The following is a 9,161-nucleotide window of genomic DNA, read 5'->3' as shown; positions in this document are numbered from 1 at the left end:
CCGATCGCCATGGAAGAAGGTCTGCGCTTCGCTATCCGTGAAGGCGGCCGTACCGTCGGCGCCGGCGTCGTGGCAAAGATCCTCGACTAAGCAGTTGTTCCTGGGACATGTCTTCGGACATGTCCCCTTTCATCTGGGCACGAACGCCCATCGCTCTTTCAAGGAAATATCATGCAGAACCAGAAGATCCGTATCCGCCTGAAGGCTTTCGACTATCGGCTGATCGACCAGTCGGCCGCCGAAATCGTGGATACCGCCAAGCGCACCGGTGCAATCGTCAAGGGCCCGGTGCCCCTGCCGACGCGCATTCAGCGCTTCGACATCCTGCGTTCGCCGCACGTCAACAAGACCAGCCGCGATCAGTTCGAGATCCGCACCCACCAGCGCCTGATGGACATCGTCGACCCGACGGACAAGACCGTTGACGCGCTGATGAAGCTGGATCTGCCGGCCGGCGTGGACGTCGAGATCAAGGTGTAAGGTGCTTCGGGCCGGAGTCTCCGGCTTGTTGCAGCAAGAAGACGGCGAACGTGAGTTCGCCGTTTTTGCTTTGGAGCGAGCCAGGTTGAATTCGGTTGGGCGGGCATCACGAATTTGATCTGTGCCAAATCTCGTGCAATCGGACGAGTGGGGCAGCGGCGTCTAGGCTATACGTCAACGGGTGGGGCATGTGCCCGAACCTGTTTCAGCCGACCGCGATGGCAAAGAAGTTTCCTCTCCATCCCAAGCACCCCGAGCGCATCTGCTGGGGCTGCGATAAATATTGCCCGGCGGATGCCATGGGATGCGGCAATGGTTCGGGCCGCACGCAGCATCCGCTCGAATTACTCGGCGATGACTGGCTGGACTTCGGCGACTGGGGGCTGGAGGCGCCGGATCGCACCGGCCCGAACGTCAGCGACTGACCGCCACAGCACGATTCCCGCTCACCGATTCGCACGCTATCTCGTGCATCGCACCGTGTTTATGCTGGAAACGCCGCAAAAAAACACGTGAGCATGCACCGCAGAGGAAAAAGCGCATCGCATGTTGCCCTTTCCAAGTTAGTGCGATATAGTGTAAGGCTACCCGTTTCTCCGGGTAGTGGGGACCGTTTTGGTCGTGCGCAATCTCTTTCGCGCAACCCGCACTCACACAGTTTTCGTGTATTAATCAGCCCCGGCCAATCGCAGCTGGGAATGGAGCAAACCATGAGCCTTGGCCTTGTAGGTCGCAAGGTTGGCATGACCCGTATTTTCACGGACGACGGTGATTCGATTCCCGTTACCGTGGTCGAGGTCGGCGACAACCGCGTGACGCAAATCAAGACGGACGAGACCGACGGTTACACCGCGGTTCAAGTCACCTTCGGCAGCCGGCGCGCAAGCCGCGTCACCAAGCCGCTGGCGGGTCACCTCGCCAAAGCCGGCGTGGAAGCCGGTGAAGTCATCAAAGAATTCCGCATCGATGCAGCCAAGGCTGCCGAGCTGCAAGCTGGCAGCTCGCTGTCTGTCGACCTGTTCCAGGTTGGTCAGAAGATCGACGTGCAGGGCGTGAGCATCGGTAAGGGCTACGCCGGTACCATCAAGCGCTACCACTTCGCATCGGGTCGTGCCTCCCACGGTAACTCGCGTTCGCACAACGTGCCGGGTTCCATCGGTATGGCGCAGGATCCGGGCCGCGTGTTTCCCGGCAAGCGCATGACGGGTCACCTGGGTGACGTCACCCGCACCGTCCAGAACCTGGAAATCGCCAAGATCGACGCAGAGCGCAAGCTCCTGCTGGTCAAGGGCGCCATCCCCGGTTCCAAGGGCGGCAAGGTCATCGTTACTCCGGCCGTCAAGGCCAAAGCTTAAGGAGCGCATGTAATGGAACTCAAGCTCCTCCAGGACAACGGTCAAATCGGCGCCGGCGTTGCCGCGTCGCCCGAAGTGTTCGGCCGTGACTACAACGAAGCCCTCGTTCACCAGATCGTAGTTGCTTACCAGGCCAACGCTCGTAGCGGCAACCGTAAGCAGAAGGATCGTGAAGAGGTCAAGCACACGACCAAGAAGCCTTGGCGCCAGAAGGGTACGGGCCGTGCTCGTGCCGGTATGTCTTCCTCGCCGCTGTGGCGCGGGGGCGGCCGTATCTTCCCGAATTCGCCGGAAGAGAACTTCAGCCAGAAGGTCAACAAGAAGATGTTCCGTGCTGGTATGCGCTCGATTTACTCGCAGCTCGCACGTGAAGGTCGTATCAATGTGGTGGACGGTTTCACCGTCGATGCGCCCAAGACCAAGCTCTTGGCCGACAAGTTCAAGGCCATGGGCCTGGACTCGGTGCTGATCATCACCGATAGCCTCGACGAAAATCTCTACCTGGCATCCCGCAACCTGCCGCACGTGGCTGTTGTGGAGCCGCGTCAGGCTGATCCGCTGTCGCTCGTGCACTACAAGAAAGTGCTGGTGACCAAGGCGGCTGTCGCGCAGATCGAGGAGTTGCTGAAATGACGCAAGTAGCCAAGAACGATCATCGTTTGATGCAGGTGCTGCTCGCGCCGGTGGTTTCCGAAAAGGCAACCCTGGTCGCCGACAAGAATGAACAGGTTGTGTTCGAAGTGGCTCGCGATGCCGACAAGGCAGAAGTGAAGGCCGCCGTCGAACTGCTGTTCAAGGTCGAGGTGCAGTCCGTTCAGATCCTGAACCAGAAGGGCAAGCAAAAGCGCTTTGGCCGCTTCATGGGCCGTCGCAACCACGTAAAGAAGGCTTACGTGTCGCTGAAGCCGGGTCAGGAAATCAATTTTGAAGCGGAGGCCAAGTAATCATGGCACTCGTCAAGACCAAGCCGACTTCCCCGGGCCGTCGCTCGATGGTGAAGGTCGTGAACAACGACCTGCACAAGGGCGCGCCGCACGCACCGCTGCTGGAAAAGCAATTCCAGAAGTCGGGCCGTAACAATAACGGCCACATCACCACCCGTCACAAGGGCGGTGGTCATAAGCACCACTACCGCGTGGTCGATTTCAAGCGCAACGACAAGGACGGCATCCCCGCCAAGGTCGAGCGTCTGGAATACGATCCGAACCGCAGCGCCAATATCGCGCTGGTGCTGTTCGCCGACGGCGAGCGTCGCTACATCATCGCCACCAAGGGCATGGTTGCCGGCCAGTCGCTGCTGAATGGCTCGGAAGCGCCGATCAAGGCTGGTAACAACCTGCCGATCCGCAACATCCCGGTCGGTACCACGATCAACAACGTGGAAATGCTGCCTGGCAAGGGTGCCCAGATCGCCCGCGCTGCAGGCGGTTCCGCCGTGCTGCTGGCCCGTGAAGGCGTGTACGCTCAGGTGCGTCTGCGCTCCGGTGAAGTGCGTCGCGTGCACATCGAGTGCCGCGCCACCATCGGTGAAGTGGGCAACGAAGAGCACAGCCTGCGCGTCATCGGCAAGGCCGGTGCAACTCGCTGGCGTGGTATTCGCCCGACCGTTCGCGGTGTGGTGATGAACCCGGTGGACCACCCGCACGGTGGTGGTGAAGGCAAGACCGCCGCTGGTCGCGATCCGGTTTCCCCGTGGGGTACCCCGGCCAAGGGTTACCGTACCCGCAGCAACAAGCGCACTGCCAGCATGATCGTGCAGAAGCGCCACAAGCGTTAATCGGTAGGTAGGAGCCTAGAACATGACACGTTCCGCAAAAAAGGGTCCGTTCTGTGACGCCCACCTGCTGAAAAAGGTGGAAGCGGCCACGGGCGGCAAGGACAAGAAGCCCATCAAGACTTGGTCGCGTCGCTCGACCATTCTGCCGGAGTTCATCGGCCTGACGATCGCCGTTCACAACGGCCGTCAACACGTGCCGGTGTACGTTACGGAAAACATGGTTGGCCACAAGCTCGGCGAATTTGCGCTCACCCGCACGTTCAAGGGCCATGCGGCTGACAAGAAAGCGAAGAGGTAAGGTGCCATCATGGAAGTGAAAGCGATTCATCGCGGTGCCCGCATCTCCGCCCAGAAGACGCGCCTGGTCGCTGACCAGATCCGTGGTCTGCCGATCGAGCGCGCGCTCAATGTCCTGACGTTCAGCCCGAAAAAGGCTGCCGGGATCGTGAAGAAGGTGGTCGAGTCGGCCATCGCCAATGCTGAGCACAACGAAGGCGCCGATATCGACGACCTGAAGGTCAAGTCGATCTTCGTCGACAAGGCGACCTCGCTCAAGCGCTTCACCGCACGGGCAAAGGGCCGCGGCAACCGCATCGAGAAACAAACTTGTCACATCACTGTGACGCTCGGCAACTAAGGAGTCACGATGGGACAGAAGATTCATCCGACTGGCTTCCGTCTGGCCGTCAGCCGTAACTGGGCTTCGCGTTGGTACGCCAACAACACGAAGTTCGCCGGCATGCTGAAAGAAGACATCGAAGTTCGCGACTTTCTGAAGAAGAAGCTCAAGAACGCATCGGTTGGCCGTGTCGTGATCGAGCGTCCTGCCCGCAATGCCCGTCTCACCATTTACAGCTCGCGTCCGGGCGTGGTGATCGGCAAGAAGGGTGAGGACATCGAACTGCTGAAGGCCGAACTGCAACGTCGCATGGGTGTGCCCGTGCACGTGAACATCGAGGAAATCCGCAAGCCGGAAACCGATGCGCAGCTGATCGCCGACTCGATTACTCAACAGCTCGAGCGTCGCATCATGTTCCGTCGCGCAATGAAGCGTGCGATGCAGAACGCGATGCGCCTGGGTGCCCAGGGCATCAAGATCATGAGCTCGGGTCGTCTGAACGGTATCGAAATCGCGCGTACCGAGTGGTACCGCGAAGGTCGTGTGCCCCTGCACACCCTGCGCGCCGACATCGACTACGGCTTCTCCGAAGCCGAAACCACCTACGGCATCATCGGTGTCAAGGTGTGGGTCTACAAGGGTGATCACCTGGGTCGCAATGAAGCGCCCGTGGTGGAAGAACCCCAGGAAGACCGTCGTCGTCGCCCGGGTCGTCCGGAAGGTCGTCGCCGTGAAGGCGAAGGCGGCCGCCCGGGTGGCAACCGTCGCGGTGGCGCCGGTGCTGGCGCCGGTCGCCGCGCTGCACCTGGCGCAGATGCGAAGAGTGGAGAATAAGAATGCTGCAACCTAAGCGCAGGAAGTATCGCAAGGAGCAGAAAGGCCGCAACACGGGTAAGGCTACCCGTGGCAACGCCGTGTCTTTCGGCGAATTTGGCCTGAAGGCAATGGGACGTGGTCGTCTGACCGCGCGTCAGATCGAGTCGGCACGTCGTGCGATGACCCGTCACATCAAGCGTGGCGGCCGCATCTGGATCCGGATTTTCCCGGACAAGCCGATTTCGAAGAAGCCCGCCGAAGTCCGTATGGGTAACGGTAAGGGCAATCCGGAATACTACGTGGCTGAGATTCAGCCGGGCAAGATGCTGTACGAAATGGATGGCGTGAGCGAAGAGCTGGCGCGTGAGGCGTTCCGCCTTGCGGCCGCCAAGCTGCCGATCGCCACGAATTTCGTGGTGCGTCAGGTCGGGACGTAAGGAGAGCAGGGATGAAAGCATCCGAACTTCGCGGCAAGGACGCCGCAGGCCTGAACCAGGAGCTCTCCGAGCTGCTGAAGGCCCAATTTAGCCTGCGCATGCAAAAGGCCACCCAGCAGCTGCAGAACAGCAGCCAGCTGAAGAAGGTGCGCAAGGACATCGCGCGTGTGCAAACCGTGCTGAGCGAAAAGGCGAACGCGAAATGACTGAAGCTGCAAAGACTGAAACGTCGCTTCGCCGGACTCTCGTAGGCCGTGTCGTTAGCGACAAGATGGACAAGACCGTCACGGTCCTGATCGAAAACCGCGTCAAGCATCCCCTGTACGGCAAGTACGTGCTGCGTTCCAAGAAGTACCACGCACACGACGAAGCCAACCAGTACAAGGAAGGCGACAAGGTCGAGATCCAGGAAACGCGTCCGCTGTCGCGGACCAAGTCCTGGGTGGTTTCCCGGCTGGTAGAAGCTGCTCGCGTCATCTAAGAACAACAGTTCTTGGTTGACTTGCAAGTCCAGGGTTATGTGCTATAATCCTGGACTTCCGCTTTATTGCGTTCGCCCTAGCAGTATCACCCAGGCGGGCCTCTGAAGTGAGCCAAGGCCAGGCGGTCCTGAAATTCAGGTTGCCCGGTAACTACCGACTTCAAAGTTGATCAACCCAAACGGTGCTGGCGCAAAGCTGGTTGCCGACGGGACCAAGACTGACCGGTGGACTCGATATCTGTTGGGTTCAGCGGATTAAGTTGGGAAGACAAACACCATGATTCAGACAGAAAGCCGGCTCGAAGTGGCCGATAACACTGGTGCGCGCGAAGTGCTGTGCATCAAAGTGCTGGGTGGGTCCAAGCGCCGCTATGCGAGCGTGGGCGACATCATCAAGGTGACCGTCAAGGACGCAGCGCCGCGCGGTCGCGTGAAGAAGGGCGATATCTACAACGCCGTCGTCGTGCGTACCGCCAAGGGCGTGCGCCGCGCGGACGGTTCGCTCGTCAAGTTCGACAGCAATGCAGCTGTCCTGCTGAACACCAAGCTCGAGCCGATCGGCACCCGTATTTTCGGGCCGGTGACTCGTGAACTCCGTACCGAGCGCTTCATGAAGATCGTGTCGCTCGCGCCGGAAGTGCTGTAAGGAGCCGCCATGAACAAGATTCGCAAAGGCGACGAAGTCATCGTCCTGACCGGCAAAGACAAGGGCAAGCGCGGTACTGTGCAAGCCGTGCTCGGCGACAAGGTTGCGGTAGAGGGCGTGAACGTTGCCAAGAAGCACGCTCGCCCGAACCCGATGCTGGGCACCACCGGTGGTGTGGTCGACAAGGTCATGCCGCTGCATATTTCCAACATTGCGCTCGTGGATGCCAATGGCAAGCCGTCGCGCGTCGGTTTCAAGGTCGAAGACGGCAAGCGCGTGCGCTTCCTGAAGACGACCGGTGCCGTCGTGGCTGCTTGATTCTGGGCACAGATAGGAGTTGAGCATGGCAGCACGTCTGCAAGAGTTTTACAAAGAAAAGGTTGTGCCGGCGCTGATCGAGCAGTTCGGCTACAAGTCGGTCATGGAAGTGCCGCGCATCACCAAGATCACCCTGAACATGGGCCTCGGTGAAGCCATCAATGACAAGAAGGTCATTGAGCTGGCTGTGGGCGACCTGACGAAGATCGCCGGTCAGAAGCCGGTTGTGACGAAGGCCAAGAAGGCCATCGCCGGCTTCAAGATCCGCCAGGGCTATCCCATCGGTGCGATGGTGACCCTGCGCGGCGAGCGCATGTTCGAATTCCTCGATCGTTTCGTGACCGTGGCCCTGCCGCGCGTGCGTGACTTCCGTGGCGTGTCGGGCCGTTCGTTCGATGGCCGCGGCAACTACAACATCGGTGTGAAAGAGCAGATCATTTTCCCCGAGATCGAGTACGACAAGATCGACGCACTGCGTGGTCTGAACATCAGCATCACGACGACGGCAAAGAACGACGAGGAAGCCAAGGCTCTTCTGAATGCGTTCAAGTTCCCGTTCCGTAATTAAGGGGTAACCGTGGCTAAACTGGCTCTGATTGAACGTGAGAAGAAGCGCGCCAAGCTGGTGGCAAAGTACGCCGCCAAGCGCGCAAACCTCAAGGCCATTATTGACGACCAAGAAAAGTCGGAAGAAGAGCGTTATCTGGCGCGTCTCGAGCTGCAACAGCTCCCGCGCAACGCGAACCCGACCCGCCAGCGTAACCGCTGCGCGATCACCGGTCGTCCCCGCGGTACCTTCCGCAAGTTTGGCCTGGCGCGTAACAAGATCCGCGAAATCGCCTTCAAGGGCGAAATCCCGGGTCTGACGAAAGCCAGCTGGTAATTACGCACAGGCTACAGGAGAAACAGTATGAGCATGAGCGATCCTATCGCCGATATGCTGACGCGCATCCGCAACGCCCAAGGCGTGCAGAAGGCGTCGGTGGTCATGCCCTCGTCGAAGCTGAAAGCGGCGATCGCCAAGGTCCTGAAGGACGAAGGCTACATCGACGACTTCGCAGTGCAGGAAGAAGGCGGCAAGGCACAACTGAGCATCGGTCTGAAGTACTACGCCGGCCGTCCGGTCATCGAGCGCATCGAACGCGTTTCGAAGCCCGGCCTGCGCGTGTACAAGGGCCGCAGCGAGATCCCCCAAGTGATGAACGGCCTGGGCGTCGCGATCATCTCGACCCCGCAGGGTCTGATGACGGACCGCAAGGCACGTGCCACTGGCGTGGGCGGCGAAGTTCTCTGCTACGTCGCGTAAGGAGCAAACTATGTCCCGTGTAGGTAAAGCTCCCATCACCCTGCCGAAAGGCGCGGAAGTGAATGTGGCGGCTGGCGTGCTCTCCGTTAAGGGTCCGCTCGGCACGCTGTCGCAGCCGATTCACAGCCTGGTCAAGGTCAACGTCGATAACGGCACGCTGACCTTCTCGCCGGTTGACGAATCGCGTGAAGCAAACGCCCTGCAAGGCACCATGCGCGCCTTGGTGGCCAACATGGTCAAGGGTGTAACCGCCGGTTTCGAGCGCAAGCTGACCCTGGTTGGCGTGGGCTACCGTGCCCAGCTGCAAGGTGCTGCGCTGAAGCTCCAGCTTGGTTTCTCGCACGACGTGATCCATGAGATGCCGGAAGGCGTGAAGGCGGAAACGCCGACGCAGACCGAGATCATCATCAAGGGTGCGGACAAGCAGAAAGTCGGTCAGGTTGCCGCGGAAGTTCGCGCGTACCGTCCGCCTGAGCCCTACAAGGGCAAGGGTGTTCGCTACGCCGATGAGCGCGTCATCCTGAAGGAAACCAAGAAGAAGTAAGGGGTGCAATGATGAACAAGAAAGACGCTCGTTTGCGCCGTGCACGTCAGACCCGCGCCAAGATCGCGGAGATGAAAGTCAGCCGTCTGACCGTGTTCCGTACGAATTCGCACATTTACGCTCAGGTGTTCTCGCCGTGCGGCACGCAAGTGCTGGCATCGGCTTCGACCGCCGAAGCAGAAGTGCGCAAAGAACTGACCGGCAGCGGCGCGACCGTTGCCGCCGCCACCGTGGTGGGCAAGCGCGTTGCCGAGAAGGCAAAGGCTGCCGGTGTGGAAACCGTTGCGTTCGACCGCGCGGGCTTCCGCTTCCACGGCCGCGTGAAGGCCCTGGCTGACGCTGCGCGCGAAGCCGGCCTCAAGTTCTAAGCGCATAGAGAGAG

At 60.1% G+C, this 9,161-nt stretch carries 19 protein-coding genes and 1 pseudogene; all 20 read left to right on the top strand.

Annotated elements, in window-relative coordinates; all coding sequences use genetic code 11:
* Positions 1 to 90 (top strand): annotated as a pseudogene (locus BLR29_RS26570) (elongation factor Tu); the annotation flags it as partial.
* Positions 91 to 171: 81 nt separating this feature from the next.
* A complete protein-coding gene (gene rpsJ / locus BLR29_RS26565) occupies positions 172 to 480 on the top strand; it encodes a 30S ribosomal protein S10 (protein ID WP_006160488.1) in 309 nt (102 codons plus the stop codon).
* 218 nt (positions 481 to 698) lie between these two features.
* Positions 699 to 905: a DUF3079 domain-containing protein gene (locus BLR29_RS26560; protein ID WP_092141296.1), complete on the top strand. Its 207-nt coding sequence runs from the start codon at positions 699 to 701 to the stop codon at positions 903 to 905.
* 285 nt (positions 906 to 1,190) lie between these two features.
* The gene (rplC, locus tag BLR29_RS26555) at positions 1,191 to 1,835 is read left to right on the top strand and encodes a 50S ribosomal protein L3 (protein WP_092141255.1); all 645 of its coding nucleotides are present in this window, start codon (positions 1,191 to 1,193) and stop codon (positions 1,833 to 1,835) included.
* A 12-nt stretch (positions 1,836 to 1,847) separates the two neighbouring features.
* Complete coding sequence (rplD, locus tag BLR29_RS26550; RefSeq protein WP_029047583.1) at positions 1,848 to 2,468, top strand: 50S ribosomal protein L4; 621 nt, start codon at positions 1,848 to 1,850, stop codon at positions 2,466 to 2,468.
* A complete protein-coding gene (rplW, locus tag BLR29_RS26545) occupies positions 2,465 to 2,779 on the top strand; it encodes a 50S ribosomal protein L23 (protein ID WP_092141252.1) in 315 nt (104 codons plus the stop codon). Before rplD ends, rplW begins: the two co-directional genes overlap by 4 nt.
* 2 nt (positions 2,780 to 2,781) lie before the next feature.
* Positions 2,782 to 3,612: a 50S ribosomal protein L2 gene (rplB, locus tag BLR29_RS26540; protein ID WP_039007585.1), complete on the top strand. Its 831-nt coding sequence runs from the start codon at positions 2,782 to 2,784 to the stop codon at positions 3,610 to 3,612.
* Between the two features lie 22 nt (positions 3,613 to 3,634).
* A complete protein-coding gene (rpsS, locus tag BLR29_RS26535; RefSeq protein WP_039007581.1) occupies positions 3,635 to 3,910 on the top strand; it encodes a 30S ribosomal protein S19 in 276 nt (91 codons plus the stop codon).
* Positions 3,911 to 3,919: 9 nt separating this feature from the next.
* Positions 3,920 to 4,249: a 50S ribosomal protein L22 gene (gene rplV / locus BLR29_RS26530; RefSeq protein ID WP_092141249.1), complete on the top strand. Its 330-nt coding sequence runs from the start codon at positions 3,920 to 3,922 to the stop codon at positions 4,247 to 4,249.
* A gap of 9 nt (positions 4,250 to 4,258) precedes the next feature.
* Positions 4,259 to 5,065: a 30S ribosomal protein S3 gene (gene rpsC, locus BLR29_RS26525; protein WP_092141246.1), complete on the top strand. Its 807-nt coding sequence runs from the start codon at positions 4,259 to 4,261 to the stop codon at positions 5,063 to 5,065.
* A gap of 2 nt (positions 5,066 to 5,067) precedes the next feature.
* Positions 5,068 to 5,484 carry a 50S ribosomal protein L16 gene (gene rplP / locus BLR29_RS26520; RefSeq protein WP_006576240.1) on the top strand — a complete coding sequence of 139 codons (417 nt, stop codon included), beginning with the start codon at positions 5,068 to 5,070 and terminating at the stop codon, positions 5,482 to 5,484.
* A gap of 11 nt (positions 5,485 to 5,495) precedes the next feature.
* A complete protein-coding gene (gene rpmC, locus BLR29_RS26515; protein ID WP_092141243.1) occupies positions 5,496 to 5,690 on the top strand; it encodes a 50S ribosomal protein L29 in 195 nt (64 codons plus the stop codon).
* Entirely contained in the window at positions 5,687 to 5,965 is a 279-nt protein-coding gene (gene rpsQ, locus BLR29_RS26510; protein ID WP_008642939.1) for a 30S ribosomal protein S17, read from the top strand. The genes rpmC and rpsQ overlap by 4 nt, the downstream gene beginning before the upstream one ends.
* A 277-nt stretch (positions 5,966 to 6,242) precedes the next feature.
* The gene (gene rplN / locus BLR29_RS26505) at positions 6,243 to 6,611 is read left to right on the top strand and encodes a 50S ribosomal protein L14 (RefSeq protein WP_017225233.1); all 369 of its coding nucleotides are present in this window, start codon (positions 6,243 to 6,245) and stop codon (positions 6,609 to 6,611) included.
* Between the two features lie 9 nt (positions 6,612 to 6,620).
* Positions 6,621 to 6,929, top strand: a complete 309-nt coding sequence (gene rplX / locus BLR29_RS26500) for a 50S ribosomal protein L24 (protein ID WP_092141240.1) — start codon at positions 6,621 to 6,623, stop codon at positions 6,927 to 6,929.
* A 25-nt stretch (positions 6,930 to 6,954) separates the two neighbouring features.
* Entirely contained in the window at positions 6,955 to 7,497 is a 543-nt protein-coding gene (gene rplE, locus BLR29_RS26495; RefSeq protein WP_092141237.1) for a 50S ribosomal protein L5, read from the top strand.
* A gap of 9 nt (positions 7,498 to 7,506) precedes the next feature.
* Positions 7,507 to 7,812, top strand: coding sequence for a 30S ribosomal protein S14 (rpsN, locus tag BLR29_RS26490; RefSeq protein WP_092141234.1), 306 nt, complete (start codon positions 7,507 to 7,509; stop codon positions 7,810 to 7,812).
* Between the two features lie 27 nt (positions 7,813 to 7,839).
* Positions 7,840 to 8,235: a 30S ribosomal protein S8 gene (gene rpsH, locus BLR29_RS26485; RefSeq protein ID WP_092141231.1), complete on the top strand. Its 396-nt coding sequence runs from the start codon at positions 7,840 to 7,842 to the stop codon at positions 8,233 to 8,235.
* Positions 8,236 to 8,245: 10 nt separating this feature from the next.
* Positions 8,246 to 8,779 carry a 50S ribosomal protein L6 gene (rplF, locus tag BLR29_RS26480; protein WP_092141228.1) on the top strand — a complete coding sequence of 178 codons (534 nt, stop codon included), beginning with the start codon at positions 8,246 to 8,248 and terminating at the stop codon, positions 8,777 to 8,779.
* A gap of 11 nt (positions 8,780 to 8,790) precedes the next feature.
* A complete protein-coding gene (rplR, locus tag BLR29_RS26475; protein WP_092141294.1) occupies positions 8,791 to 9,147 on the top strand; it encodes a 50S ribosomal protein L18 in 357 nt (118 codons plus the stop codon).
* Positions 9,148 to 9,161 lie beyond the last annotated feature (14 nt).

It is taken from the genome of Cupriavidus sp. YR651 (assembly GCF_900101625.1).
Classification (GTDB): Bacteria; Pseudomonadota; Gammaproteobacteria; order Burkholderiales; family Burkholderiaceae; genus Cupriavidus.
The sequence above is the reverse complement of the archived record's forward strand: the minus strand, read 5'-3'. Positions and strand labels throughout refer to the sequence as shown.

Excerpts from the sequence above, each read along its gene's own strand:
- rpsJ (WP_006160488.1), top strand. The coding sequence starts at position 172 with ATGCAGAACCAGAAGATCCGTATCCGCCTGAAGGCTTTCGACTATCGG.
- BLR29_RS26560 (WP_092141296.1), top strand. The coding sequence starts at position 699 with ATGGCAAAGAAGTTTCCTCTCCATCCCAAGCACCCCGAGCGCATCTGC.
- rplC (WP_092141255.1), top strand. The coding sequence starts at position 1,191 with ATGAGCCTTGGCCTTGTAGGTCGCAAGGTTGGCATGACCCGTATTTTC.
- rplD (WP_029047583.1), top strand. The coding sequence starts at position 1,848 with ATGGAACTCAAGCTCCTCCAGGACAACGGTCAAATCGGCGCCGGCGTT.
- rplW (WP_092141252.1), top strand. The coding sequence starts at position 2,465 with ATGACGCAAGTAGCCAAGAACGATCATCGTTTGATGCAGGTGCTGCTC.
- rplB (WP_039007585.1), top strand. The coding sequence starts at position 2,782 with ATGGCACTCGTCAAGACCAAGCCGACTTCCCCGGGCCGTCGCTCGATG.
- rpsS (WP_039007581.1), top strand. The coding sequence starts at position 3,635 with ATGACACGTTCCGCAAAAAAGGGTCCGTTCTGTGACGCCCACCTGCTG.
- rplV (WP_092141249.1), top strand. The coding sequence starts at position 3,920 with ATGGAAGTGAAAGCGATTCATCGCGGTGCCCGCATCTCCGCCCAGAAG.
- rpsC (WP_092141246.1), top strand. The coding sequence starts at position 4,259 with ATGGGACAGAAGATTCATCCGACTGGCTTCCGTCTGGCCGTCAGCCGT.
- rplP (WP_006576240.1), top strand. The coding sequence starts at position 5,068 with ATGCTGCAACCTAAGCGCAGGAAGTATCGCAAGGAGCAGAAAGGCCGC.
- rpmC (WP_092141243.1), top strand. The coding sequence starts at position 5,496 with ATGAAAGCATCCGAACTTCGCGGCAAGGACGCCGCAGGCCTGAACCAG.
- rpsQ (WP_008642939.1), top strand. The coding sequence starts at position 5,687 with ATGACTGAAGCTGCAAAGACTGAAACGTCGCTTCGCCGGACTCTCGTA.
- rplN (WP_017225233.1), top strand. The coding sequence starts at position 6,243 with ATGATTCAGACAGAAAGCCGGCTCGAAGTGGCCGATAACACTGGTGCG.
- rplX (WP_092141240.1), top strand. The coding sequence starts at position 6,621 with ATGAACAAGATTCGCAAAGGCGACGAAGTCATCGTCCTGACCGGCAAA.
- rplE (WP_092141237.1), top strand. The coding sequence starts at position 6,955 with ATGGCAGCACGTCTGCAAGAGTTTTACAAAGAAAAGGTTGTGCCGGCG.
- rpsH (WP_092141231.1), top strand. The coding sequence starts at position 7,840 with ATGAGCATGAGCGATCCTATCGCCGATATGCTGACGCGCATCCGCAAC.
- rplF (WP_092141228.1), top strand. The coding sequence starts at position 8,246 with ATGTCCCGTGTAGGTAAAGCTCCCATCACCCTGCCGAAAGGCGCGGAA.
- rplR (WP_092141294.1), top strand. The coding sequence starts at position 8,791 with ATGAACAAGAAAGACGCTCGTTTGCGCCGTGCACGTCAGACCCGCGCC.